The sequence below is a fragment of the Bradyrhizobium sp. LjRoot220 genome, from assembly GCF_964252915.1.
In the GTDB taxonomy this organism is placed as follows: Bacteria; Pseudomonadota; Alphaproteobacteria; order Rhizobiales; family Xanthobacteraceae; genus Bradyrhizobium.
In genome coordinates, this window is record NZ_CAXUPS020000003.1 from 302,069 (window position 1) to 327,187 (window position 25,119).

27 protein-coding genes are annotated in these 25,119 nt (G+C 62.7%); 18 read left to right on the forward strand and 9 right to left on the reverse strand.

From position 1 onward, the window contains the following. Positions 1-26: 26 nt before the first annotated feature. The 3 genes from ACSQ84_RS15555 to ACSQ84_RS15565 all read right to left on the reverse strand — a co-directional run bounded on the left by ACSQ84_RS15555 (position 27) and on the right by ACSQ84_RS15565 (position 2,263). Positions 27-341: an SDR family oxidoreductase gene (locus tag ACSQ84_RS15555; RefSeq protein ID WP_436212564.1), complete on the reverse strand. Its 315-nt coding sequence runs from the start codon at positions 339-341 to the stop codon at positions 27-29. Further along, positions 310-813, reverse strand: coding sequence for a DUF1993 domain-containing protein (locus ACSQ84_RS15560; RefSeq protein ID WP_436212565.1), 504 nt, complete (start codon positions 811-813; stop codon positions 310-312). Before ACSQ84_RS15560 ends, ACSQ84_RS15555 begins: the two co-directional genes overlap by 32 nt. A gap of 289 nt (positions 814-1,102) precedes the next feature. Next, positions 1,103-2,263, reverse strand: coding sequence for a lytic murein transglycosylase (locus tag ACSQ84_RS15565; RefSeq protein WP_436213087.1), 1,161 nt, complete (start codon positions 2,261-2,263; stop codon positions 1,103-1,105). Positions 2,264-2,735: 472 nt separating this feature from the next. On the opposite strand from ACSQ84_RS15565, the gene ACSQ84_RS15570 reads away from it, so the two are divergent. The 7 genes from ACSQ84_RS15570 to ACSQ84_RS15600 all read left to right on the forward strand — a co-directional run bounded on the left by ACSQ84_RS15570 (position 2,736) and on the right by ACSQ84_RS15600 (position 10,412). After that, positions 2,736-3,605 (forward strand): FAD binding domain-containing protein, encoded by an 870-nt coding sequence (locus ACSQ84_RS15570; protein WP_436212566.1) that lies wholly within the window; start codon positions 2,736-2,738, stop codon positions 3,603-3,605. 5 nt (positions 3,606-3,610) lie between these two features. After that, entirely contained in the window at positions 3,611-4,087 is a 477-nt protein-coding gene (locus ACSQ84_RS15575; protein ID WP_436212567.1) for a (2Fe-2S)-binding protein, read from the forward strand. 17 nt (positions 4,088-4,104) lie between these two features. Further along, positions 4,105-6,393 carry a xanthine dehydrogenase family protein molybdopterin-binding subunit gene (locus tag ACSQ84_RS15580; protein WP_436212568.1) on the forward strand — a complete coding sequence of 763 codons (2,289 nt, stop codon included), beginning with the start codon at positions 4,105-4,107 and terminating at the stop codon, positions 6,391-6,393. Between the two features lie 356 nt (positions 6,394-6,749). Further along, positions 6,750-7,175, forward strand: coding sequence for a hypothetical protein (locus tag ACSQ84_RS15585; RefSeq protein WP_436212569.1), 426 nt, complete (start codon positions 6,750-6,752; stop codon positions 7,173-7,175). Positions 7,176-7,400: 225 nt separating this feature from the next. Further along, complete coding sequence (locus ACSQ84_RS15590) at positions 7,401-8,186, forward strand: 2-keto-4-pentenoate hydratase (RefSeq protein WP_436212570.1); 786 nt, start codon at positions 7,401-7,403, stop codon at positions 8,184-8,186. Positions 8,187-8,220: 34 nt separating this feature from the next. Next, on the forward strand, positions 8,221-9,636 hold the full coding sequence (locus ACSQ84_RS15595) for a UDP-N-acetylmuramate--L-alanine ligase (RefSeq protein WP_436212571.1): 1,416 nt from the start codon (positions 8,221-8,223) through the stop codon (positions 9,634-9,636). A 32-nt stretch (positions 9,637-9,668) separates the two neighbouring features. Then, positions 9,669-10,412 (forward strand): enoyl-CoA hydratase/isomerase family protein, encoded by a 744-nt coding sequence (locus ACSQ84_RS15600; protein WP_436212572.1) that lies wholly within the window; start codon positions 9,669-9,671, stop codon positions 10,410-10,412. Between the two features lie 21 nt (positions 10,413-10,433). On the opposite strand, the gene ACSQ84_RS15605 is transcribed toward ACSQ84_RS15600, so the two are convergent. From ACSQ84_RS15605 to ACSQ84_RS15615, 3 genes are all read right to left on the reverse strand, one after another. Beyond that, positions 10,434-10,682 carry a hypothetical protein gene (locus tag ACSQ84_RS15605; protein ID WP_436212573.1) on the reverse strand — a complete coding sequence of 83 codons (249 nt, stop codon included), beginning with the start codon at positions 10,680-10,682 and terminating at the stop codon, positions 10,434-10,436. A gap of 251 nt (positions 10,683-10,933) precedes the next feature. Then, entirely contained in the window at positions 10,934-11,311 is a 378-nt protein-coding gene (locus tag ACSQ84_RS15610; RefSeq protein WP_436212574.1) for a VOC family protein, read from the reverse strand. Positions 11,312-11,448: 137 nt separating this feature from the next. After that, complete coding sequence (locus ACSQ84_RS15615) at positions 11,449-11,850, reverse strand: response regulator (RefSeq protein WP_436212575.1); 402 nt, start codon at positions 11,848-11,850, stop codon at positions 11,449-11,451. A 336-nt stretch (positions 11,851-12,186) separates the two neighbouring features. Here ACSQ84_RS15615 and ACSQ84_RS15620 point away from each other — a divergent pair, with 336 nt between their 5' ends. Together ACSQ84_RS15620 and ACSQ84_RS15625 are read left to right on the forward strand one after the other, a co-directional pair. After that, entirely contained in the window at positions 12,187-13,362 is a 1,176-nt protein-coding gene (locus tag ACSQ84_RS15620; protein WP_436212576.1) for a DJ-1/PfpI family protein, read from the forward strand. A gap of 116 nt (positions 13,363-13,478) precedes the next feature. Continuing rightward, complete coding sequence (locus tag ACSQ84_RS15625; RefSeq protein ID WP_436212577.1) at positions 13,479-13,904, forward strand: hypothetical protein; 426 nt, start codon at positions 13,479-13,481, stop codon at positions 13,902-13,904. A 57-nt stretch (positions 13,905-13,961) separates the two neighbouring features. Here ACSQ84_RS15625 and ACSQ84_RS15630 read toward each other — a convergent pair whose 3' ends face one another. Then, on the reverse strand, positions 13,962-15,038 hold the full coding sequence (locus ACSQ84_RS15630) for a flavodoxin family protein (protein WP_436212578.1): 1,077 nt from the start codon (positions 15,036-15,038) through the stop codon (positions 13,962-13,964). Positions 15,039-15,178: 140 nt separating this feature from the next. On the opposite strand from ACSQ84_RS15630, the gene ACSQ84_RS15635 reads away from it, so the two are divergent. The 5 genes from ACSQ84_RS15635 to ACSQ84_RS15655 all read left to right on the forward strand — a co-directional run bounded on the left by ACSQ84_RS15635 (position 15,179) and on the right by ACSQ84_RS15655 (position 18,442). Beyond that, the gene (locus tag ACSQ84_RS15635) at positions 15,179-15,637 is read left to right on the forward strand and encodes a YidB family protein (protein WP_436212579.1); all 459 of its coding nucleotides are present in this window, start codon (positions 15,179-15,181) and stop codon (positions 15,635-15,637) included. 21 nt (positions 15,638-15,658) lie between these two features. Next, positions 15,659-15,919: a GlsB/YeaQ/YmgE family stress response membrane protein gene (locus tag ACSQ84_RS15640; RefSeq protein ID WP_436212580.1), complete on the forward strand. Its 261-nt coding sequence runs from the start codon at positions 15,659-15,661 to the stop codon at positions 15,917-15,919. 1,670 nt (positions 15,920-17,589) lie between these two features. After that, complete coding sequence (locus tag ACSQ84_RS15645; RefSeq protein ID WP_436212581.1) at positions 17,590-17,793, forward strand: hypothetical protein; 204 nt, start codon at positions 17,590-17,592, stop codon at positions 17,791-17,793. Next, positions 17,793-18,005: a hypothetical protein gene (locus ACSQ84_RS15650; protein ID WP_436212582.1), complete on the forward strand. Its 213-nt coding sequence runs from the start codon at positions 17,793-17,795 to the stop codon at positions 18,003-18,005. The genes ACSQ84_RS15645 and ACSQ84_RS15650 overlap by 1 nt, the downstream gene beginning before the upstream one ends. Before the next feature lie 8 nt (positions 18,006-18,013). Then, the gene (locus tag ACSQ84_RS15655) at positions 18,014-18,442 is read left to right on the forward strand and encodes a group II intron maturase-specific domain-containing protein (protein ID WP_436212583.1); all 429 of its coding nucleotides are present in this window, start codon (positions 18,014-18,016) and stop codon (positions 18,440-18,442) included. 195 nt (positions 18,443-18,637) lie between these two features. On the opposite strand, the gene sbmA is transcribed toward ACSQ84_RS15655, so the two are convergent. Together sbmA and ACSQ84_RS15665 are read right to left on the reverse strand one after the other, a co-directional pair. Further along, the gene (gene sbmA, locus ACSQ84_RS15660) at positions 18,638-19,855 is read right to left on the reverse strand and encodes a peptide antibiotic transporter SbmA (protein WP_436212584.1); all 1,218 of its coding nucleotides are present in this window, start codon (positions 19,853-19,855) and stop codon (positions 18,638-18,640) included. Between the two features lie 201 nt (positions 19,856-20,056). After that, the gene (locus ACSQ84_RS15665) at positions 20,057-21,502 is read right to left on the reverse strand and encodes a helix-turn-helix domain-containing protein (protein ID WP_436212585.1); all 1,446 of its coding nucleotides are present in this window, start codon (positions 21,500-21,502) and stop codon (positions 20,057-20,059) included. A 207-nt stretch (positions 21,503-21,709) separates the two neighbouring features. Here ACSQ84_RS15665 and ACSQ84_RS15670 point away from each other — a divergent pair, with 207 nt between their 5' ends. The 4 genes from ACSQ84_RS15670 (at position 21,710) to ACSQ84_RS15685 (ending at position 25,110) form a co-directional block, all read left to right on the forward strand. Then, positions 21,710-23,347 (forward strand): isocitrate lyase, encoded by a 1,638-nt coding sequence (locus tag ACSQ84_RS15670; RefSeq protein WP_436212586.1) that lies wholly within the window; start codon positions 21,710-21,712, stop codon positions 23,345-23,347. A 22-nt stretch (positions 23,348-23,369) separates the two neighbouring features. Further along, on the forward strand, positions 23,370-23,579 hold the full coding sequence (locus tag ACSQ84_RS15675) for a DUF4170 domain-containing protein (RefSeq protein ID WP_044540035.1): 210 nt from the start codon (positions 23,370-23,372) through the stop codon (positions 23,577-23,579). Positions 23,580-23,816: 237 nt separating this feature from the next. Beyond that, on the forward strand, positions 23,817-24,368 hold the full coding sequence (locus ACSQ84_RS15680) for a hypothetical protein (protein ID WP_436212587.1): 552 nt from the start codon (positions 23,817-23,819) through the stop codon (positions 24,366-24,368). 19 nt (positions 24,369-24,387) lie between these two features. Beyond that, on the forward strand, positions 24,388-25,110 hold the full coding sequence (locus ACSQ84_RS15685) for a glycine-rich domain-containing protein (RefSeq protein WP_436212588.1): 723 nt from the start codon (positions 24,388-24,390) through the stop codon (positions 25,108-25,110). Positions 25,111-25,119 lie beyond the last annotated feature (9 nt).

A 25,119-nucleotide genomic window follows, 5' to 3' on the forward strand; every position in this document is an offset into this window, starting at 1 on the left:
TGCCCAAGCCATTCCGCCGGTGCAGGCTAGGTGCGCACAATCCCGGCCTTATGACCGGCGTCCAGAAACAGGGTGTGAGCATTGACGCAGAATGATTCATTCGAAATCAGGAACAGCGCAGCACAGGCGACCTCCCAGCCGGTGCCCTGGCGGCCGAACGGCACCGTGAGTGCGCGGTCGGCGCGCCTGTGGCTGGCATCGCGGCCCATCGGGGAATCGATGAAGCCCGGCGCGATCACATTGCAGCGAATGCCTTTTTCCTCACCGGCGCGCGCGATAGCGCGGCCGAGCGCGAGCTGATGACGCCTGTTAATTCGCGCCCATGTAATCGCGCTTGCCAACCTCGACGCCATTATGGCGCAGGATGCCGTGGGCGATGGCGGCATGGAAGTAGAATTGGGGAAGAGAGAAGTTCGAGATGAATTGCTGGCCCTTCAGCGTCATGGTTTTGTCCGGCCCCATCGGAAAGGTGACGTCCCTGGTATCGGCCCCCTCGAACTGCTCGGGCTTGAACGCCTTGACATAGTCGACGGTCCGGGCGAGGCGCTGGCGCAATTCCTCAAATGTCTTTTCGGTATCGGGTGTCGACGGCACTTCGCTATGGGTGACGCGGGCACAGCCCCTGACCGCAAAATCGGTGGCCAGCTGAATCTGCTTCGAGAGCGGCAGCATGTCCGGATAAAGCCGCGCGGCGAGCAGCACGTCGGGCTGGATTTTCTTCGCCTCGCAATGCACTTCTGCCTTGGTGAGCAAGCCGGAGAGGCTGTTGAGAATTTGCAGATAGGCCGGAACGGTGGCGTCGTAGAACGACATGTGATGCTCTTTTCGTTGTGTGGAATTTTGTCGCGTGCAGATACTGCGTGCTGCAGGTGGGGCGGCGGAGAGGGAATTACAACGCTTGGGAGGGGTTGGGCGTAGGCAAATATTTCGGGCGCGCTTGCTTAACCTCGCCCCGCTTGCGGGGAGAGGTCGCCGCGCTCTTGCGCGGCGGGTGAGGGGGTACAGGTACAACAACTTGCATCAGTGGTCGTTGAGAGAGCCCCTCACCCCAACCCTGTCCCCGCAAGAGCGGGGCGAGGGAGCACAGAGAGCGGAGCTTGCCTCACCGCGCCTGCGGCAACGCCATCGCGGCGGGCTCGGCGCGCGTGCCGCGCATCCGCGCCAGTAACTCCGCGGTCGGCCAGGAATCCGCCGGCAGGCCGTACTTGATCTGCATCGTCTTCACGGCCGTTCGGCTCAGCTGTCCCATGATGCCGTCGACCTTGCCGACGTTGAAGCCGGCGCGCACCAGAAGCTGCTGCAACTCCTTGAGTTCGTTGAGCGGCAGTTGCGCCACCGGCACAGCCGGCTGGCGCATCGGCGCTGCGCCGGCAATACGGGCTGCGAGATAACCGGCGGTGGTGGAATAGATCAGCGAGTTGTTCCATTCGGTGTAGGCGGCGAAATTGGCGTAGGCCAGGAACGCCGGGCCGGTGCGGCCCATCGGCAACAGCATCGAGGCCGGCAAATCATCGTTCGGCAACGGCTTGCCGTCGGCATACGTCACACCAAGCTGCGCCCATTTCGAGCGCGGCAGCTTGATGGTGAGGTCAGCCTGATCCCACGGTAAGTTCTGCGGCGCGCGCACTTCCTGCAGCCATGGCTCGCCGCGCCGCCACTTCAATCCATTGGCGATGTAGTTTGCGGTCGAGCCGATCACGTCGGGCGCGCTGCGCAGGAGATCGCGGTGGCCGTCGCCGTCGTAATCGACTGCATAGTTGAAATAATGCGTCGGCAGAAATTGCGTCTGGCCGAGTTCGCCGGCCCACGATCCGATCATCTCGCTTGCCGTGAGGTCGCCCCGATCGACGATCTTCAGCGCGGCGATGGTCTCCTTCTGGAACATCTCGGAGCGGCGGCAGTCGTATGCCAGCGAGACCAGCGACGGCAGTGTATGCAGCTTGCCGAGTTCGGCGCCAAAACTGCTCTCCAGCCCCCAGAACGCGGCGATCACGGCCGGCGGCACGCCATATTCCTTCTCGGCGCGGTTGAACGCTGCCTGATGCATCCGGATTCGTGCCTGGGCATTTTTTGCAGCACCTTCGGACGCCCTGTTCCGCGAGAATTCGGTGAACACCTGGCCGAACACCCGCTGGCCGCGGTCGCGGTTGACGATGCTCTGGTCGTAGACGAGGTAGGGGGCGGCTTCCGCCATCGCGCGCTGCGAGACGCCTTCCGCCACCGCCTGCTGTTTGAGGCCGGCGAGGAAACGATCGAAGCTCATGCCGTTGTGGCACGCCGCTCCGCCGCGCGGGGCTGCGGCGACCGGCCGCGCGACGGGTTGCTGGCCGGGCACCGCGTCAGGTCTGGGCTGAGGCGCAGCCGCGGGTCTGGCGGGCGCCGGTCGCACGGGCGCCGGGGCCGGTTGGGACAAGGCCGCGGAGGAAACAACGAGAGCTGAAAAAATTGTGACCGCAACATGAATTCTGGTCGAAAGGGTCGGCATTGTCGTCACCGGCTCGCGTAGGAGGGACCGCAATTTGTACAGCCTGTAGCCAGCATTTGCGCAAGCGTAATCGGCCGATATACCCGCCTAAAGCCGCGCAAGCCCGCTTGCTGCATAGGAGCCTGCCGCCAGAACCGCAGCCCGGAGGCTGTTCCAACCCCCTCTGCCCGTGTAGGCTGGCGCAACTGCGGGCCGCATAAGGCCGACGTCCAATTGGGGCGGGCAGAAAAATGGGAGATGACGGACAACCATGACGGAACTCCGATATTTGGCGCCCAGTTCGCTGGATGAAGCGATCAAGGCGTTCGCCGCGGCCGGAAGTGCAGGGCGCATCCTGGCCGGAGGTACCGACCTTCTGGTGCAAATGCGTGCCGGCGTCGTGAAGCCTGGCCTGATCGTCGACATCAAGAAAATCGCCGAGATGACGGCCATCGAGGAAACCGCCGATGGTGGGTTTCGCGTCGGCGCCGCCGTTTCCGGCATGGCGCTGCATGACCATGCGCGCTTTGGCAAGGTCTGGCCCGGCGTGCTGGAGGCCATCAATCTGATCGGCTCCAAACAAGTGCAGGGACGGGCGTCCGCGGGCGGCAATCTCTGCAACGGCTCGCCGGCCGGTGACAGCGTCCCCGCCATGGTCGCCGCCGGCGCCATCGTCACGGTGCAGGGGCCGGATGGGCGTCGTGAGTTGCCGGTGGAACAGGTGCCGGCCGGTCCGGGCCGCACCCATTTCAAGCCCGGCGAGATCCTCGTCAGCTTCACGCTGCCGCCGCGTCCCAAAGGCTCGAGCGACGCCTATTTGCGCATGATCCCGCGCACCGAAATGGACATCGCCGTGGTTGGCTTAGGCGTCAGCCTGACGCTGCAAGACGGCGTCTGCACCGCCGCCCGCGTCGGCCTCGGGGCTGTCGCGCCGACCGTGCTGCTGGTTGAACCGGCCGCAAAAGCCCTGATCGGCAGCAAGCTCGATGATGCCGCGCTCAATGCCGCAGCGGCCGCCTGTTCTGCCGCCTGCCGTCCGATCGACGACAAGCGCGGCACCATCGCCTATCGCACCAAAGTGGCCGGTGTGCTGCTCAAACGCACCACCGCGATTGCCGCCCAACGCGCCAAAGGGAATTAAGCTCCATGGCCAAAATCCACGTCACCACCACCATCAACGGCGAACCGTCCGAGTTTCTCTGCGAACCCAACGACACCATGCTCGATGCGCTGCGCGGGCCGCTGGGTCTCACCGGCTCCAAGGAAGGCTGCGCCTCCGGCGACTGCGGCGCGTGCAGCATCACGGTCGATGACAACCTCGTCTGTTCCTGCCTGATGCTCGCGGTCGAATCCGAGGGCCATGAGCTGCGCACCATCGAGGGCCTGGCGCAGGGCGAGAATCTGCATCCGCTGCAGCAGAAGTTTTTGGAAATGGCCGCGCTTCAGTGCGGCATCTGTACCTCGGGCATGCTGGTGGCATCGGACGCGCTCCTGAAGCGAAATCCGGAGCCGAGCGAGGAAGAGGTTCGCTTCTGGCTCGCCGGAAATCTCTGCCGCTGTACCGGCTATGACAAGATCGTGCGCGCGGTGATGGATACCGCCGCCGAAATGCGCGCCCAATAAAAGCTGGAGCAAGCACCATGAACGTCGTCACCAACAACAAGTGGATCGGCCAGCGCACCATTCGTCCTGACGGCATGGACAAGGTGACCGGCCGCGCGCAGTTTGCCGCCGACACCAATATGCCCGGCATGATCTGGGGCAAGGTGTTGCGCAGCCCGCATGCGCATGCGCGCATCAAATCGATCAACACCGCGAAGGCGGAAGCGCTGCCCGGCGTCAAGGCCGTCGTCACCGCACGCGACATCGTCGATTTCCCGATCGAGAACGGCGCGGTCATGCTCGGCATCCAGGACATGCGCTGGATGTGCCGCAACGTCATGGCGCGGGAAAAAGCGCTGTTCCCCGGGCATCCCATCGCGGCCGTTGCCGCCACTTCCGAAGCGATCGCGGCCAAGGCCTGCGAACTGATCGAGGTCGACTACGAAGTGCTGCCTTTCGTGATCGAGATCGAGGACGCGATTCTGCCGGGCGCGCCGATCCTGCACGAGTTCAACAAGTTCGAGGGCAAGCCTTCCAACATCGCCGGCCGGCTCGAGCACAAGAAGGGCGATCTCGCCGAAGGGTTCAAGAAGGCCGACGTGGTCATCGAGCGGACGTTTACGACGCGCCCGGTGCATCAGGGATATATCGAGCCGCATGCCTGTCTGATCAGCGTCGCGCCCGACGGCAAGACCACGATCTGGAGCTCCAGCCAGGGCCAGTTCATGGTCCGCGCGATGACGGCCTATCTCACCGGCATCCCGCAGAGTGACATCCGCGCCATCCCCGCCGAGATCGGTGGCGGCTTCGGCGGCAAGACCATCGTCTATCTCGAACCGCTCGCGACCTTGCTGGCGAAAAAATCCGGCCGTCCGGTAAAAATGGTGATGACGCGCGAGGAAGTGATGCGCGCGACTGGGCCCACGTCGGGCTCCAAGAGCACGGTGAAGATCGGCGCCACCAAAGACGGGAAAATCGTCGCCGCGCACGGCACCTTCTATTTGCAGGCCGGTGCTCTGCCGGGTTCGCCGATCCGCGGCGCGGCCGGTTGCAGCTTCACACCCTACGACATCCCGAACCTGCTGTCGGAAGGCTATGACGTCTGCTCCAATCGCTCCAAGGTCGCGGCCTATCGCGCGCCGGGCGCGCCGATCGGCGCCTATGCGGTGGAATGCGTGCTCGACGAGGTCGCCGAGGCGCTGAAGATGGACCCGCTCGACTTCCGCCTGAAGAACGCGGCCAGGGAAGGCACCAAGGCCGCGCACGGCCCGACGTTCCCGCGCATCGGCTATATCGAGACGGTGGAAGCGGCGAAGGCGTCGGATCACTACAAGACGCCGCTCGGCAAGGGGCAAGGAAAACAACCCGGAAGGCTTCAGGGACGCGGCGTCGCTTCCGGCTTCTGGTTCAACGCCGGCGGCGAATCCTCCGCGCAGGTCAATATCACCGAGGACGGCAACGTCGTCGTCACCACGGGCCATCCCGATATCGGCGGCTCGCGCGCCGGCATCGCCAACATCTGTGCCGAGCTGCTCGGCATCGATTACCGCCGCGTCTCGGTCATCATCGGCGATACGCAAACCATCGGCTTTTCCAATCTGACCGGCGGCAGCCGCGTGCTGTTTGCCTCCTCGATCGTGGTGACGCAATCGACCGAACAGATCATCAAGACCTTGCGCGAGCGCGCGGCAAAAATCTGGGAAATCGATCCCGAAGCGGTGAAGTGGGAAGACGGCGCGGCGCATCCGGTGAGCCCGAATGCTGGCCAATTCCCGCCGCTGACCCTGAAGGATCTCGCCGAGAAGGCGCCCACGATGGGCGGCCCGATCGGCGCCGGCGTGCAGCTCAACACCCAAGGGGCGGACGGCGGTTTCGGCACGCATATCTGCGACGTCGAGGTCGACGTCGAACTCGGCATCGCGCGGGTGATCCGCTACACCGCCGTGCAGGATGTCGGGCGTGCCATCCATCCCGGCTATGTCGAGGGCCAGCTGCAGGGCGGTGTCGCGCAGGGCATCGGCTGGGCGCTGAACGAGGAATACATCTACACCAAGGAGGGCAAGGTCGATAACCCCGGCTTCCTCGATTATCGCATGCCGGTGTGTTCGGACCTGCCGATGATCGACTGCATCATGGTCGAGGTGCCGAACCCGAAACATCCGCAAGGCGTCAAAGGCGTCGGCGAAGTGCCGCTGGTCCCCGTGATGGCCGCCGTGGCGAACGCGATCTACGACGCGCTCGGCAAACGCTTTTATGCACTGCCGATGTCGCCGCCGAAGGTGCTGGAAGTGCTCGACGCGCCGGAGATCCGGCAAGCCGCGGAGTGATGTGGAGTAGGGTGGGTCGAGCGCAGCGATACCCACCAATCGTCCCGACGAAAGATAGAGGGTGGGTACGCTTCGCTAACCCACGTTACAGACAGCCAGGACAACCACGTGACCTGGCGAGCGACGCCTGGATAAGGCCTCGTTTTTGCGACCATGTAGCCTGGATGAGCGAAAGCGACATCCGGGTCTTCCATTCCCGCATATCGCTGCGCTCATGCGGGCTACGCGGCATTCGCTAAAATTTTCTGCTTGTCCTTTGATGGTCGTTAGCTACTCCGCGACGCGCTGGTAGCGGACCAAAGCGACAACCTTTAGTTGGTGCCAATCGTTAGTTATTTAGATGCGAGAGTTTTTTCATGCACAGAGACGGCCGATATGCTGTTTGGTTTCGGACTTCGCGCGGCGAGGGCACCGCCATCGTGCACCTTGCAAATGGCAGGATTTCGGGCGGCGACAGTTTCTTCACCTATAGCGGCTGCTGCGAAGTCGACGGCGACCGCTTCAGCGCGGCGGTGGCGATCACACGGCGCGTTGCGGGTCCGCCCACGCTGTTCGGCCTCGACGAGGTCGAGGTGGAGCTTGCGGGGAGATTCAATGGCCGGATGGCGTCCTGCTCGGGAACGGCCAAACAGGCACCTGGCCTGCCGTTCGAGGCCACGCTGATCCCCAGCGAAGACCAGCCGCCTGCACCGGATCGAAACCGCGGAGGCAATTCGCCTGATGGCTCGGATGGCCGACACCGGGCCCGCAATCTCGTTGTCCGCGGACTATCCCGGGTCTGATCCGGGTCAGGCCAAATCGGAATCAATTTATGCTGGAGCGGATGAGGTCTTCGTCGCAGGAAATCCCGATCGAGGAACTCCGCGCCAAAGAGAAATAGGCGAACCGGCCCTCGTGATGTGCGAGGGCTTTTTCATGGCTGCGGGACGTCAGCGGCGCGGGCATGGCACCTCGCCGGTATCATCGGCTCCTGATAATCGCTACTGTCGGCGAAAGGGAGAGAACCGATGGACGATCTAGCGGCCCGGCGTGCGGCCGAAGCGCTGCTCGCGGAGCACAAGGCCAACGCAACGTTCAGGTCGCTCAAGCCGCCGGACAAGCCAGCCACGATCTCGGACGCCTATGATATCCAGCAGCGATACGTCGCGCTGCTCCAGGGCGCGCATGGCGACACCGTCGGCTACAAGGTCGGATTGACTTCGGCGGCGATGCAGAAATTCTGCGGGATAGATCACCCGATCGCGGGTGTCGTGCTGGCACGCCGCGTGCATCGCTCGGGGGCGACGGTCCGGCGCGCGGATTTCGGGCGGCTCGGCCTGGAGTTCGAAATCGCGGTTCGCATCGCATCCGACGTGCCGGTCACCGGCGTGCCATGCACCGCCGAGATGGTCGCGCCTCATATTGACGGCGTGTGCGCTGCCGTCGAACTCGTGGACGATCGCGGCGCCGACTATTCCAACCTCGATGTCCTCTCGCTGGTCGCGGACAATTCCTGGAACGCCGGCATTGTGCTGTCGGAGTTTGCGACGACATGGCCCGATCTGGAGAACGTGCTCGGGCGAGCCGCGAAGGATCATGCTGCGATCGGCGAGGGCCATGGCCGCGACATCCTCGGGCATCCCTACAATTCGGTCGCCTGGCTTGCCACACAGCTCAATTCGCGGGGCGTGGGGCTGAAGGCGGGCCAGACCGTCATGACCGGAGCCGTGATGAAGACGGTGTTTCCGGAAGCCGACGCGAGCTATCGCTTCGACCTCGGGGGTATCGGCTCGGTCGCGGTGGATGTGCGATAGTCGTGGCGGGACGAACGCGATTCTCGGGGGACGGATGAATTTTTCGAAGGCGCATTTCATTGGCATCGCCGGAAAGGGCATGAGCGCGACGGCGCTGCTGCTCCGGCAGATGGGGGTGCAGATTACCGGGTCCGACGAAGGCTTTTACCCGCCGGTCAGCGACTATCTCAGGAATGAGAAGATCCCGTTTGCCGCGGGATACCGCAAGGAGAATATTCCAGATGACGCCGATGTCATCGTGATCGGCAAGAACGCCAAGCTTCAGCCTGACAGCAATGAAGAAGTTCGCGCCGCGATGGACAGCGGAAAGCCGGTGCGGTCGTTTGCGGATTTGCTGCACGACATGACCGCTGGTTCCGAGACGATCGTGGCAGTGGGAAGCTACGGCAAATCGACCTGCACCGCGCTGCTGGCGTGGTGCCTTCGGGTCGCGAACAAGGATCCGAGCTATTTTATCGGTGAGATCACCAACGGCTTCGAACGGCACGCGCACCGCGGGCAGGGGGCGACGTTCGTTCTCGAAGGCGACGAATACCCGGCGTCGAATTGGGACAACAGGTCAAAATTTCTTCGTTACAACGCCAAAAACGTCCTGCTCACCTCGGCGACCCACGACCACATCAACGTCTTTCCGACGCACGCGGATTATCTTAAGCCGTTTCGCGGCCTGCTTGGCTCACTGCCTTCAGACGGGCTTCTGGTCGTCAACAGCGGCGAGCCGCACGCGCGCGCCCTGGCCGGAAGCCTCGCCTGCGCCAGCGTTTTCTATGCGCTGGACGACAAGACGCACTGGCATGCCGCCAACATCGCGCGCGGCGCGGAAACCGGTTTCGACCTGATGCGCGGCCGCGAAAAGATCATTCGCCTCTCGACCCGGATGCTCGGCGATCACAACATCGAAAATATCGTCGGCGTCAGTGCGATGCTGCTGGAGAACAAGCTGCTGTCGCCGGAGGAGCTGAACGCCGGCATGGGCACGTTCCTGGGCGTCAAGCGCCGCATGGAGTTGCTCTCGCCCGCGTCACGGGTGCCGGTCTACGAAGGCTTTGGCTCATCCTACGAAAAGGCCAGAAGCGCGATTGTCGCCACGAAACTGCATTTCCCCGATCGGAGGCTGATCATCGTTTTCGAACCGCATACATTCACCTGGCGAAACCGGGCGGCCATAGCGGCCTATGACGACGCCTTTGCGGGAGCGTCCAGGATTTTCATCTATGAGCCGGCATCGCAGGGCGCCGGCTCGCATGCCCAATTGACCCAGGACGAAATCGTCGCCCGCGTCCGGGCCGCGAACTACGATGCCGAGGCGATAACTGACGCGAGCGAGGCATTGCAGAGATTGAGCGACATCTTGCGGCCGAATGACGTTGTCCTGCTGCTGACCTCGGGCGAACTTGGCGGGCTGATACGAACAATCCCGCAGCTGGTTGAGACGAAGTATCCCCGCTAAGCTGCAGACCCGTCAAGAAAAAGGAAAACGCCATGCAGAAAGTTTTGGTCGAGAACAATTCCGACGGCACCACGCTGGTCACGATCAACCGGCCCGAACGCCGCAACGCCATCTGCGCCGAGACCGCGCTGCTGCTGCAGCAAGCGTTTGTGGAGTTCGAGCGCTCGCCGACGCAGAAGGCCGCGGTGTTGACCGGCGCCGGCAACGAGGCGTTTTCCGGCGGCGCCGATACCGGCAATTTTCCCGAACTGTGGCGCTGCATTCCGACCGTCGGGTTCGAAACATCAAAGCCGATCATCTCCGCGGTGGGCGGCTGGTGCGTCGGCGGCGCGCTGGTGCTGTCGATGATGTGCGATCTCACGGTGGCCGCCGAGAATGCCAGGTTCTCCTATCCGGAGGCGCGGATGGGATTTACCGGCGGCATGATCGCAGGGTTAGCTGCGCGGATCCCGCACAAGATCGCGATGGAAATGATTTTGCTGTGCCGCGTCGTCGACGTCCAGCGGGCCTGGAATATCGGCCTCGTCAACGAGGTGGTGCCGGTCGGGCAGCAGGTCGAGGTCGCGCTGAAGATGGCGCGCGAGATGGCCGAGTTCTCGCCATTGGTGCTGAAAACCCTGAAGCGCTTCGTCACCGAAGGCGTTCTGCCGGTTGGGCCGTCCGAACAATCCGGCCGCGCCCAGCGCCAGCTTTATGAAGTGAAGGAAAGCGAAGACGCCGTCGAAGCCGCCGCCGCAGTCAAGGAAAAGCGCCGGGCGGTGTATAAGGGACGGTAGGGTTTCGGCGCCGGCTTCGTCTCACGACCTCCGATAGACAAACGGCCTGCTGGCGGGTTTGCCGACTTCGGCGGCTTCCCGCAGCGCCCGGCGCAGGCGTTTTGCGTCCAGCAGCGCGCGCTGGATGCCCTTGTCGTTCGAGCCGTCTTCAAAGAAAACGATGGTTTCGCAGCGCGGGCACTGCCGGGAATAGCCGGTTTGCACCTGCCGGGCCTTGTCCCGAAAGCTCGATTTGCATCGTGGGCAGCGTATTTGAACCGTATCGTCCATCGTCCGATATCCCCGAGCCGCGGTCCGGCCTTAATGAGGCGCGGTGCAAACCTGCCCTGTCCGCAAGATCCGCCATCCCAAAACTATCCGGTTTTGATTAAGAGATAGGTTTCATTTTCGCGCGACTTTGCGCGCCTTGATGGGTCGGGCAAATCCATGCAACCGGCGATTCACCTTCGAAGGTTCTCCCGCCAAAAGAAAAGCCCGCTTGAGAAGCGGGCCTTTCCACTGCCAGCCTTTCCGGTCAGGCCTCACGCCACGCGGTGCAGCGCGCAGAGCTTGTTGCCGTCGGGATCGCGCAGATAGGCGATGTAGAGTTTCACCCCGCCGCCCTCGCGGATGCCCGGCGGGTCCTCGCAGGTCTTGCCGCCATGGGCGAGGCCGGCCGCGTGAAACGCGTCAGCCTGTTCGGGCGAGTTCGCGGTAAAGCCAATCGTGCCGCCATTGGCGTGACACGCCGCCTTGCCGTCGATCGGCTTCGACACCGAGAAGGTGCCGGTTTTACTGCGGTAGAAGATGCGGTGGCGGTCGACGCGGCCGGGCGGAATGTCCAGCGTGCCCAGCAAGGCGTCATAGAACTCCTTGGCCTTGTCCAAATCGTTGGTCCCGATCATGACATGCGAAAACATTTTCGTCTTTCTCCCCAAAGTTGCGCCGAGCGACCGGCGACGTTTTGCCGTGTTTTTGCGAGGCCGAACCTAACAGCGCTCGCGCGGATAGGGAAGTGATTGACGCCTTCATCCACCATGACCCGGATGAGACGTGGTTACTTGCTCACGCTCATGGTTGCCCCGGGGCCGGTATTCAGCAGCTGGGACACCGCCGTGATCAGCTGTGCCGGCGCGAACGGCTTTTGCAGAAGCACGCTGTTGGGGACGCCCCGCGATGACCATTCATCGGCGGCCACGCCCGTCATGTAGATGACCGGGCACTGCGGGTCGATCTCCCGGACCTGCATCGCCACGTCCCAACCGCTCATCGTGCCCTTCAGGCTGACGTCGGTGACGAGGGCGCGGTAGTTCTTGACCCGGCCCCGGAACAGGGTCAGGGCCTCTTCGCCCGACGACAGAATGTCGGTTTCGAAACCGCCTTCGATCAACGTTGCTTCGACGAGACCCTGCAACGGGTACTCGTCCTCGACGACCAGAATGAGTGGAGCTTCGGACAAATTTGCCCTCCTGCCTGGCATGGACCATATCGAATGACGTGCGAGGCGCGCACCGGTTCCCACGCGGATCGATCAGACCAAATTTTATCTTCTGCAGAGTGTTCACAACATAATGACCAAATTGACTGAAAAACAGCCGTCTGATCGACCGCCGAATATTTGCTCCGGCTGTCTTTGCGAACCCGCATGAGCCGGGCGTTGTTGCCGCTAGATGAAACCATGAACGAAGACGCTCCTTCGCGGCATGGCAGTTTTTGCGCGATTTACGCCATTTCAGGACAGCCAGGCGCGCAGTAGCTTGCGCGTCAAATCGCAGGGATGTCAGAGCGAGGAACCATGAACTGGCGACTTGTAAGATGGACCGGCTTCGGCGCGCTCGCGCTTGTCGGAATCGTCGGCGCGGCCTGGATTTTCACGCTGCCGCCGGCGCCGACGTTTGCAGCCGCGCCGCCGATCGCGAAGGAGGAGGCCGACGCCACGCTTGCGGCGCTGAAGCCACCGAAGCGCCAGCGCCCCCTGATCGCGATCATCGGCATTAATGATGCCACCGAGACCACCGACTATCTGATGCCCTATGGCATCCTGCGGCGCGCCGACGTCGCCGATGTGGTGACGCTGGCAACCAATCCGGGGCCGATGTTACTTTTCCCTGTACTCAAGGTCGAGCCGCAGGCGACCATCGCTGATTTCGATGCGCAGCATCCGGAGGGCGCCGACTATGTCATCGTCCCTGCCATGAGCCGCGACGACGATCCGTCCGCCCTGCAATGGATCCAGCGCCAGGCGGCCAAGGGCGCGATCGTCATCGGCGTCTGCGTCGGGGCAAAAGTCGTCGGCGAGGCCGGATTGCTCCACGGCAAACGGGCGACGACGCATTGGTATTCGCTGAAGGAGCTGCAGGGCAAGCATCCCTCGATCCGCTATGTCGCGAACCGGCGGCTGGTGGTCGACGACGGCGTGGCGACGACGACGGGAATATCAGCGTCGATGCCGATGTCGCTGACCCTGATCGAGGCCATCGCCGGCCGCGACAAGGCTGTGGCGGTCGGCCGCGAGATCGGCCTTGCCGACTGGGATGCCCGTCACGACAGCAACGCCTTTCAGTTCACGCGCCCATTCGCGCTGACGGCGATCCGCAATGTCATGGCCTTCTGGAATCGCGAGCAACTCGGCATCCAGCTTATCCCTGGCATGGACGAAGTATCGCTGGCCTTGGTCGCGGACGCCTGGTCGCGCACCTATCGCTCGCGCGCGCTGACATTTTCAGCCACTTCTGGCGCGCAGCAGAGCCGCAACGGCATTCGTATCCTGCCCGATCAGGTCGCCGCTAACTGGCCGGCGGAGCGGCGGCTGCCGGCGATCGGCGGTTCGCCGCCGGCCAGGGCATTGGACCAGACGCTGTCCGAAATCGAGGCGCGTTACGGCGGGCCCACCGCCGACTTCGTCGCCATGCAGCTGGAATACCCAAGGCATCGTGCGCGCGTTGAGACAGGCCGGCTGACGCGCGATTGAGGCAGCTGCGCTTACCTTAGGGGCGAGAGGATTCGACTTGCATCTGCCAATGAGGCAATCTGCAAGACATACTTGCAGCCATTGCCTTGCAGCTATTGCGCACCAACGGAGCTTACATGAGCGCTATCAACCGCAATCCCTATTGGCTATCGACCCTTGCGGCCAGCTTCTTCGCCTTCGCCGCGCCCGCCGGCGCACAACCACTGGCGACCAACGGAATCGGCGTTGCGTCCTGCGAAAAGCTCGCCAAGGACATGAATCCCGCAGAGGGCTTCAACAATATCACCAACTCCCTGATGTTCTATTGGGTGCAGGGCTACATGAGCGCCGCCAACATCGCGTTGCTGGAAGGCGACAGCCAGTACGTCGATCTCCATTTGATGAACGAAAAGAAGCTGCTCCCGCTGATCTTTGATTTCTGCCAGAAGAACCCGGACAAGAAGCCGATCAGCGTCATCGATCAGCTGATCGAGGAATCCAACAAGGTCGAAGGCAAGTGGAAGAGCGGCACCGTTCCTTGGGCGGCGGACGACGACGATTAACCCAGCCGGAATATCCGGCACAGTTCGCCGCGCCGAGAGACTGGATGGTTGCCTCGCTCACTTCGGGTCCGGCTCCACCAGGCCCGCGGCTGGATCCTGCAATTTTCCGGCGGCCGAAAGCTTCACCGCCGTGCCCAGCGCCTGCGCGACGTTGACGACCTCCTGCTGAAACGCCTTGTCCTCGTCCAATGCCTGATGCGACGTCGCGTAGGGCTCCATGTAGCCGATATAGCCGTCCCGCTCCGCCATTCCGCCGGCCGAGATCAGCGACATGTCGGTCAGCCAATCCGCCATCGAGCGGCGTAGCGTTTCGGCGCCAACGCTGTCGCCGTGGGCGACGATGCCAAAATACCGGCCGGCCAGATGCCGCGGATAGGGCCAGCCCTTCAGTTCGAGCGCCTTGGCTTCGGCGGCCTTCTTGCCGTGCGTGGAGGTTGGATCGGGATTGCCGCCGTCGGCGCACACCAGCCGGTCCATCATCGCCTTCAATGCCGTCGGAACGTGATACCAGTTCACCGGCGCTACGATCATGATGCCGTGCGCCGCGACCCACAGCGGGTAAATCTCATTCATCCAGTCGTCGGTCTGGCCGAGCGAATAATTGGGATAGCAACTGCATGGCCAGTGACACAGCGCCATCGAGGTCGAGACGCAGGATTTGCAGGGATGAATCTGCCTGCCGAATTCCGACGTCAGGCGCGACAGGTCGAGAATATCGATGGCAAGTCCCATCCCTGACAACACCGGCTCGGCGAGCTTGACGAGGCGCCAGGTCTTGGACATCTCGCCGGGACAGGTATGTTCGCTGCGCGCAGAACCGTTGATGATGAGAATGCGTCTCGGTTCGCTGGGATCGTCATGACGTCGCTGAGCGGCCAGGATTGCTTCACGCGCGGCGAGCCAATCGACAGAAAGGTCGTAGTTGGGATCGGCAAAACCCGGACCCGCCTTGCGCGTGATGGGCGCCTTGCGCGAGTGCGTGTAGGCGTCCCATGCCGCGCTGATGATGGCGTCGAGTTCGCGCTGCAGCGGTGCAAAAGCCGGGTCGGCAAACCGCCGGCGGTAGCGTTGCTCGAATTCATCGCGGTCGAGCTTGACCGGCGGCATACCTTTCCGAACATCCGGCTCCGCCATGCCTGCCTGTCCTCTTTCGGCGCTACCCCACCTGACCATCAACCCTGGTGCTGCCCCGCAGGTTCCCTTCTGGCGGCGTCGCTGGAACTCAACGGGAAGTGGAACGTTGCAGGCGCAGTGATTCACAGCAGGAGGCTTACATGTCGCGCGGGATGCCATCGATGACGGCGCTTTTGGGTTTGCTCGCTCTGGCGGGCTACCAGAACAGGGACAAACTCGCCGAGTTGCTGAAAGGGGCGACCGGCAGCAACACGCAGCCAGGTGCCGGCAACCAGCAAAACCCATTGGGCGGCTTGCTTGGTAATCTGAGTGGCGCTCTCGCGGGCGGTGGCGCAGGTGGCCTGCTGGGCGGCGGGCTCGGAGAATTGCTCGAACGCTTCAAGCAGAACGGCCAGGGCGATGCTGCCGAGTCCTGGGTCAGCAAAGGGCCGAACAAGGAGCTTCCTGCTCCACAATTGAAACAGGCAATTGGCGCGGATGTGCTGGCCGCGCTGGAACAGCAGACCGGCCTGTCGCAGGAAGAACTTTTGGCAAGGCTTTCACGCGAGCTTCCGACTGCCGTCGATCGGTACACGCCCGACGGACGCCTTCCGAGCTGAGGTTCAACCGAGGATTTTGACATGGGTATTATCTGGACGATCATCATCGGCTTCCTGGCTGGCGTGATAGCGAAATTCATCATGCCGGGAGACAACGAGCCCTCGGGGTTCATCCTCACGACGATACTCGGCATCGTCGGCGCGTTTGTCGCGACCTTTCTCGGGCAAGCACTCGGCTGGTATCGGCCCGGCGAGGGCGCCGGCCTGATCGGCGCGGTCGTGGGCGCCATTGTGGTCCTGTTTGTCTACAGCATGGTCGCAGGTCGCCGGCGTGCGATTTGAGCGGCTCATCGCCTGACGGCAGCCCGTAGCCCGCATGAGCGCAGCGACATGCGGGGGCGGTGCGCGACAAGACCCGGATATCGCGGAGCCTGTCATCGGGCGCGCATTCGCGCGACCCGTTGACTCATCCGGGCTACAGGCCACAACATCTAGCCCGACGGCCCGCGCCCGGCATAGCCTTGGCGAAGCCGGGGCAAATCAGTTCTGCTATTCGGAAATCGTGTCAAGCCCCAAAATAAAAAATATTTCGCTTTTACGGAAGCCAAATCAAAGGTATGTATTTGGCCATCCCGTCCTAGTCAGAAGGGCGTCGGCCGTGGTCACGGACGTTGGACGGGGTTGCGGTGGACGTGACGGTGCCCTTGACCAAAGGCGCTGGATCGTACGGCGAAGACGTGTGGTCCTGACGTCGCGGTGCTGGCGTCAATGCACCTGGAGGCAATAGCTTCCAGGGCGCAACGGAGGCAAAAGAGCCGTTCTCCGGGGAGAGCTCGTTATAAGCCGTAAAGCCATTGCGCAGGGAAGGCCGGGTGTTCTCCGCTGCCCTGTATGCTCGTGTGCAGCTTTCTATCTACAAACCGCACACGAGACCGCGGGTGCAGCGCGCACCCGGTCTTCCCTGCGCCCTCTTATGAGAGGGCGGGAAGTTTCTGGCAAAGCTCGGGCGCAATGCGTCGCGAGATCGTGAACACACATTCAGCTGTCATCACCCGCGAAAGCGGGTGATCCAGTAGTGTGCCGAGCATGATCGACAGCTTGGGAGTGAAGGTCTTCTTTCCAGCCTGATGGCGGCGAAGGATTAGCGAAGCGCAAGGGCGTCATCGCGAGGCTGGGGTCCGAAGAAAGCGTGGAGCAAAGTCGCGGCCCGATGGACAAACACCGGATATCGAGGCCTACCCGGCCGGACGAGCGAGCTACTGGTCGCGAAGTCCACGGTCATCAATGGGTCGCGGTAAATCCGGCGGGCGTGCGGTGAAGGCGATCGGTCTTACCTCGGGAGGTCTGCGCTGTGTCCCGGCTTTTGGGATCGAGGCTGTCGCAAGGCGGCTGACCGCAGCGCAGAAGTCAGCAGAGGGCATAGTAGCGGCAGCGCGCCGCCGAAGGCCTGAACGCTGGAAGAGGCCACCAGAGCGACGATCTCGTGCGAGCCATGCGGCAGAAAAATCAGATCGAACTGAACTCGGGCACCGGGGCGGAGGAAGCCGAAGCGCTGCCGCCCGAGAGCCAGAAGCATGCACGGCGAAAGTCTGTCTCGAACGCCCGGCGGTCGCGGGACTGTCGATGGAAGACGTTGTCGAGCGTGAGAACCTGGAAAGAAGCGTTGGCGCAAGCGAAACGCAACAAAGGTGCGGCAGGCGTCGATGGGATGACTGCTGGCGAATTGCCCGCCTACCTGAAGGAGCACTGGCCTGCGATCCGGGCTCAGCTACTTGACGGCAACTGGCTGCCGCAGCCGGTGCGGCGCGTGGATACCGAAGGCGTCGGGCGGCGTACGGCTGCTCGGCATTCCGACGGTGTCGACCGCCTGATCCAGCAGGCGGCGATGCAGGCGCTGGTACGACTGGGGACGGAACGTTCTCCGAGACGAGCTTCGGCTTCCGGCCAGCGCGCTCGGCACATCAGGCGGTGGAACGGGCGCAGAGCTATATTGCGTCCGACACGCCGTCGTCGTGGATATCGAAATTCCGGAAAAGTTCTTCGACCGGGTCAACCATGACATCCTGATGGGGCTCGTAGCCAAGCGGGTAGCTGACAAGCGCATCCTGAAGCTCATCCGCGGCTTGACCGCAGGGGTGATGGAGGGAGGACTGGTCAGTCCGGACGGAGGAAGGCACGCCGCAAGGTGGGCTGCTCGCCGCTATTGTCGAACCTGATGCTGGACGTCTTGGACAAGGAACTGGAGAAGCGCGGTCACCGCTTCGTGCGCTATGCCGACGACTGCAACATCTATGTGCGCAGCCAACGTGCGGGCGAGCGAGTAATGACCGGCATCGAACGGTCTCCTTGCCAAGCGTCTCAGGCTAAAGGTCAACAAGGCCAAGAGTGCGGTCGCCAAACCGAGCGTCCGCAAGTTCCTGGGCTTTAGCTTTACCTATGGAAGCGAACTGCGATTGCGCATCGCGCCGCAGGCGATCGCCCGCTTCAAGGCAAGGGTCCGAGAACTGGACGCGGCGCACAGCATGCGGGCGCAGCTCAAGGCAGACTGTCAAGGAGTTGTCCGCCTATCTCACCGGATGGCGCGGCTACTTCGGCTTCTGCCAAACACCGTCGGTGTTGCGAGCGCTTGATGAGTGGCCCAGGCGGCGGCTGCGCGCCATCGTCTGGAAACAAGTGGAAAACTGGGCGGGCTCGCTTGCCGAGCTATGCGACGCCGCGGCGTCGGCCGGGTCCTGGCAGCAACGACGGCCGGGAGTCAACATGGCCCTTGGCGGCTCGCAAGCAGTCGCGCGCTCCACACTGCCATGCCAATCAGCTTCTTCGATCCATCGGCCTATGCTTCCTGCGCGTCCCGCAACCACATGAAGTTTTCCAGCAAACCTCGGGCGCAACGCGTCGCGGGAACGTGAAGCTGCGTTTTCCGCTGTCATCGTCCGCGAAGGCGGACGATCCAGTATCCCAGAGGCGACAATGATTGAACCGATAGGCCGCGGCGTACTGGATCCCCCGCATGCGCGGGGGATGACAGCATCGCGCGGAGCGGCCCTGTCGCCGTCCCCCTCAAATCCCCGCCGGCTCCTTCACGTGCTCGATGTCGGGCAGCGGGGCGCCGGCGATCATGGCTTCGAAGCCGCGCAGGCGCTTGTAGACCGAGAGCAGGTCGACGATCGTGGTCCAGGAGTTGATCAGTATCTGGAACGAGTTTCTCACCTGCGTGAACGCATTCAGGATTTGCTGCAGCGGACCAAGCGTGAGCTTGCCGGCGACGATCGTCGGCGCCAGCAGGATGTAAGGAAAGATGACGTCGGTCTGCAAATAGACGATGCGGCCGACGTTGAAGTACAGGTAGTTCAAATAGAACCAGAAATAGTTTTTGCGAATGTGCACGAAGAGCTCATTCAGCGTCATCGGATCGGCGCGCGCCGGATCGTCTTCGCCGAGCACGAGCTCCTTGCGGTAGGCGGCTTCAACCCGCTGGTTGAAGAACTCGATGCCGGGCAGCTTGATTCCGATCAGCGCCAGCAAACCGGTTCCGAAGATCGACCACACGATCGCGGCGATCACCAGCGGATAGGGGATCGCACCGACGATAGGCAGCTCGGTGATAATGCTGGAAAGCCTGAGCAGCACCGGCAGGAAGGCGATCAAGGTCAGGATCGCGCTAATGAAATTGACGCCGAGGCCTTCGGTGATGGTCGCAAACCGCATGGTGTCTTCCTGGACGCGTTGCGAGGCGCCTTCGATGGTGCGCAGCCGCGGCCAGTGGGCGATGTAAAAATCGTTCATCGCGGTGCGCCAGCGGAAGATGTAATGGCTGACGAAGAAACGCGTCAGTACGCCGACGGTAACGGCGACCAGCGCGATGCCGGCAAAAGTCGAAAATTCTCCGTAGATCTGTTCGACAGTGACCGGCTTCGATTTCGAAAGCGCGGCCTGGAGCAGATCGTAGAACGGCCCGTACCAGGTGTTGATGGCGACGCTGACCTGGACCTGGAAATAGGTGGCGAACAGGATCAGTGCCGAGCCGGGGATCGACCACAGCGCCCAGCGATGCGGCGAAAACCACATCCAGAAGGCTGTGAAGATGCCGACGAACGCCCAGAAATACAGATCGAACCACAGCGAACGCACCGACCAGAAGGTCGAGACGCCGACAACAGGCGCCGACGACCCGTACAGTTCGTTGGCGTAACTATACCAGAGCGTCATCGCCAACGCGGCCCACACGATCGCGGAGATAAAGAAGATTTTCGGGCGGGGGAAGAATGAAACGAACATTCGGTTATCTCTCAGGTCAGGGGATTTGTGGCCGCACTAAGCGACAAATTTCCAATTGTCATCGCCCGCCTGAGTGCGCAATTGCGCACGGGGGGGCGGGCGATCCAGTACTCCGAGGCGCCGGTGATAAGGCCGGGAAGTCGCGGCGTACTGGGTACCCCGCCTTCGCGGGGTATGACGGCGTTGCTTGGAGAGGCATGCTCACAACTCTCTCGCATTGGAGAACGCAAACGACGACACCCGCCGCGTGTTCTCATCCAGGATCAAGGTCCGCGTGATCGGCGGCTCGGCGCGCTGGCTGCAGTTTTCACGTTCGCAGAGCCGGCAGTTGACCCCGATCGGCGTGCCCTCGGCTTTCTCCAAGTCCATGCCGGCGGCATAGACCAGTTTGCTGGCATGGCGGATTTCGCAACCGAGTCCGATCGCAAAGCGCGGCTGCGGCTGCGGATGCGGTGCCACCGGCCGGCGCACCATCTGCGCGATAGAGAAGTAACGCGTGCCGTCGGGCAATTCGATGACCTGCTTGAGCAGCCGGTCCGGCGTGTCGAACGTCGAGTGCACGTTCCACAGCGGGCAGGTGCCGCCGAATTTCGAGAACGGAAAGGTGCCGGAGGAAAACCGCTTGGAGACGTTGCCGGCATTGTCGACGCGCAGCAGGAAGAACGGCACGCCACGCGCGTTCGGCCGCTGCAGCGTGGTCAGCCGATGGCAGACCTGTTCGAAACCGGAATTGAATCGCTGTGCCAGCACGTGAACGTCGTAGTTCAGCGCTTCGGCCGCGGCATGAAATGCCTGATAGGGCATCATCGTGGCAGCGGCGAAATAATTCGCCAGCGTGATCCGGTAGAGTCGTCGCGGCGTGTCGTCGAGCGGGCCGGCGCGATTGACGATGGCGTCAATGCTGGCGCTGCATTCGGCAAGGCCCACCTGCAGCGCGAGCTGGAAGGCGCGGCCGGGGCCGTCGATCAGCTCCGAGATCAACAGCTGCCGGCGATGGCGATCGAATCGCCGCAGCGTCTCGCGCATCACGTCGACCGGCATGATGCGGGTGACGATCGAATGCTTTTCGCGCAATCGCGCCGCCAATGCCGCAAACAATTCCTCCGGCGCGACGCTCAGTTCGTCGCGCAGGCTTTCCGCGGCCTGCTCGAGTTCGGGGAAGTAATTGCGGTTGGCCTCGATCAGGTCGCGGACCCGCTCGATCGGGTTGGCCTCGAATCGGGTTCCCTCGTCGCGGTCGGCCATTTGGGCGGCGACCAGCGTTTCGCCGCGGCGGGCTTCGGTATAGGCGGCGTACAGCCGTTGTAATGAATGAGTCACACCGGGGCACAATTCAGCGAGATCGCGCAGTTCCTGCTTCGGCAGGTCGATTTGCCGGAACAACGGATCGGAGAAGATCTCGTTCAGTTCGGCAAAAAAACGATCCTCGTCCGCGGTCGCAAGATCGCGCAGGTCAAGGTCGTAGGTTTCCGCCAGCCGGAGCAGCAGCTGCGCCGTCACCGGGCGCTGGTTGCGCTCTATCAGGTTGATATAGCTCGGAGAAATCTCAAGGCCTTCGGCCATCTGGGTCTGCGACAGGCCGAGCTGCTGGCGGATCCGGCGGAAGCGCGGCCCCACAAACAGCTTCTTTCCGGACTCGCTCGCCATGTCAGTCTTCCTGACCTATTTGTGACAAAATTAACAAAATGACATCTATGACAAGTTCAGATGTTACATGACATCACCATTTGAAATCAAGCTATCTATCCGAAATGGGGATTTGGGCGTTTAGCTCTCGGCACGTTTTGCAATGCACTGTCATGAATGTCGAATAGGCCCGCGTTGCAATTAGTCGTCACCGAAAGGATTATGCAAATGAACTATCAGCCACGTGGGATCAGCGACCAGGCCATCCAGGGACCCGCTTCCTATGCGAGCGCGCTTGCCGCTGCCAAGGCGCTGCTCGAGACCCAGCCGACCTGGAACGGCGTCACCGCCGAGGCCGTGGCGCGGATGCGTCTGCAGAACCGCTTCAAGACCGGCCTCGACATCGCCCGGTACACCGCGGCGCTGATGCGCAGCGACATGGCTGCCTATGATGCCGATCCCACCAAGTACACCCAGTCGCTCGGTTGCTGGCATGGCTTCATCGCGCAGCAGAAGCTGATTTCGATCAAGAAGCATTTCGGCAAGACCGATCGCCGCTATCTCTATCTCTCCGGTTGGATGATCGCAGCACTTCGCTCCGAATTCGGACCGCTGCCGGATCAGTCGATGCACGAGAAGACCTCGGTGCCGGCGCTGATCGAAGAGCTCTACACGTTCCTCCGTCAGGCGGACTCCCGTGAGCTCAATGATATCTTCCGCGGCATCGACGCGGCCCGCAAGGCAGGCGACAAGGCAAAGGAAAAGGCGCTGATCGAAAAGGTCGACACCTTCCAGACCCACGTCGTGCCCGTCATCGCCGATATCGACGCCGGTTTCGGCAATGCGGAGGCGACCTACCTGCTCGCCAAGAAGATGATTGAAGCGGGTGCGTGTGCGCTGCAGATCGAAAACCAGGTCTCCGACGAAAAGCAGTGCGGCCACCAGGACGGCAAGGTGACGGTGCCGCACGAGGTGTTCCTGGCGAAAATCCGGGCCTGCCGCCATGCCTTCCTCGAACTCGGCGTCGAAGACGGCATCGTCGTGACCCGCACCGACTCGCTCGGTGCCGGCCTCACGCAACAGATCGCCGTCAGCCACAAGCCGGGCGACCTCGGCGACCAGTACAACAGCTTCCTGGATTGCGAGGAAGTGACGGCCGACAACGCCAGGAATGGCGATGTCATCATCAACCGCAACGGCAAGATGATGCGTCCGAAGCGGCTTGCCAGCAACCTCTATCAGTTCCGCGCCGGCACCGGCGAAGACCGTTGCGTGCTCGACAGCATCACCTCGTTGCAGAACGGCGCCGACCTGTTGTGGATCGAGACCGAGAAGCCGCATATCGAGCAGATCGCCAAGATGGTCGACCGCATTCGCGAAGTCGTCCCGAACGCGAAGCTGGCCTACAACAACTCGCCGTCGTTCAACTGGACGCTCAACTTCCGTTGGCAGGTCTACGACGCGATGAAGGAAGCCGGCAAGGATGTCAGCAAGTACAACCGCGCCGAACTGATGAAGCCGGAATACGACGATACGCCGCTGGCCATTGAAGCCGACGAGCGCATCCGCACCTTCCAGGCCGATTCAGCCAAGCGTGCCGGCATCTTCCACCATCTGATCACGCTGCCGACCTATCACACGGCGGCTCTGTCGACCGATAACCTTGCGAAGGAGTATTTCGGCGAGCAGGGCATGCTGGGCTATGTGAAGAATGTTCAGCGCCAGGAGATCCGTCAGGGTATCGCCTGCGCCAAGCACCAGAACATGGCCGGCTCCGATATCGGCGACGATCACAAGGAATATTTCGCCGGAGAAGCCGCTCTGAAGGCGGGCGGCGCCCACAACACGATGAACCAGTTCGGCTAACGCTGGAAACAGGAGACTGACAATGACCAAAGGCAGCAATTTCTGGGTGATTGGCGGCGAGTTCGGGTCGATGAACTTCCACAAGCTCGTGGAAGGCTCGGCCCAGGTTCAGGGCCCGTTCAAGACCCGCAAGGAAGCCGAGGACGCCTGGCGCGTCGTCTCGGAAGAGAACCGCCACAAGGCCGGCGTACGCTTTTCCATCGTGGAAGAGCCGGCCCGAGTCTCTGCTTAAGCCTCAGCGTAAGCCTCGGCCTGAGCGGCTGCTGCCGACCAGTTAAGAAGAAACGTCCAAGGAAAACAGAAGCGGGCGGCCCCATCCGGATCTCCGGGTGGGGCCGTCGGCCGTTTTCAACCGAATCCGGCTTTTCAACCAAAACCTAAGTCATTGGGAACAAACGAGCTTTGCGGAAAACATGGTTACTGCTAGGTTAACCCCCGCCAAACCTTCAGGACAAAGGCGGGCCGCAAGATGTCAGACGTTCAGAGTACCGCCACGACCGAGCCGCAACCGGCGCGGCTGCGCGACGCGCTGCGCAAGGCCAGGATCGAGGCCGCCGATCGCACCGGCGTCGTCGTCGAACTGCGCGACGCTGAGGTGGCGCGGCTTGAAATCATGAACGAGGCGCTCGATCCCCTGTTCGCGCAGATCCCCGAAAAGGTCGACCTGTTCGATCGCGGCGTCAGCCAGGGCGAGACCCCGCGGCTGTGGATCGACGTCGTCGCGCACATCCTGATGGGCCGCGACAAGCGCATCTACCGCTTCGTGCAGGACACCCGCTTCGGCCGCATCGTGCTGGCCGAATCCCACGACGTGCCGGTTATCGTCGATGCCGTCACCGACTATGTCGCGCGCCGCATGATCGAGCGCGAGCACGCGATGGTGGCAACGCCGATGGTCGAACCAACAGCGGAGGAGCCGCCGAAACGCAAAGGCGGGTTCGGGATGTTCGTGCTCGGCTTCCTGCTCGGCGCCGCCGCCCTGTTCGGCGTCGCGCTGTTTGCCAGCTTGCGCAATCTCTAACGCGGAGCGCGAGGGGATCGTGCCAGCCATCATCGTCGGCAACGCCATCGCGGCGGTGATCGTCCTGGTCATTGCCGCGCGCCTGTATGGCAAATGGCTGACCCTCAGGCGTGCCGAATTCATCCGCACCTTCCGCTGGCCAAGTGGACTGCTGCAGCGGCTGGAGCAGCACTATCCGGCGTTCCAGCGCAAGGACAGCGCGTTGGTCTCGCGGGGCCTGCGGCAGTTTTTCCTCGCCTATCTCATGAGCGGCAAACGCTACGTCTCGATGCCGTCGCAGGTCGCCGACGAACTCTGGCACGAGTTCATACTCTATACCCGCGAGTATGATGCGTTTTGCCGCCGCGCGTTCGGCGGCTTCCTGCACCACACCCCGGCGGTGGTGCTCAGCGAGCAGCGCAAGAGCAATGAAGGCCTGCGGCGGGTCTGGTGGTACTGCTGCAAGTACGAGAATATCGACCCGGTCAGGCCGAGCAGGCTGCCGCTGTTATTTGCGCTCGACAGCAAGTTCAAGATCCCGGGCGGCTTCGTCTATCACCCTGACTGCGAGGCGTTGCGCAAGGACGGCAGCGGGGCGGCATATTGTGGTGGTGATTTCGCGGACTCGTCGGTCGACGGCTCGTCGGCGGGCTTCGGCGACGGCGCCGCCGGCCACGGTGCTGGCGATAGCGCGGGTGGCGATGGCGGTGGTGGCGGAGACGGCGGGGGAGGCGGCGGCGGTTGCGGCGGGGGCGGGGACTAGCCCCGCCTC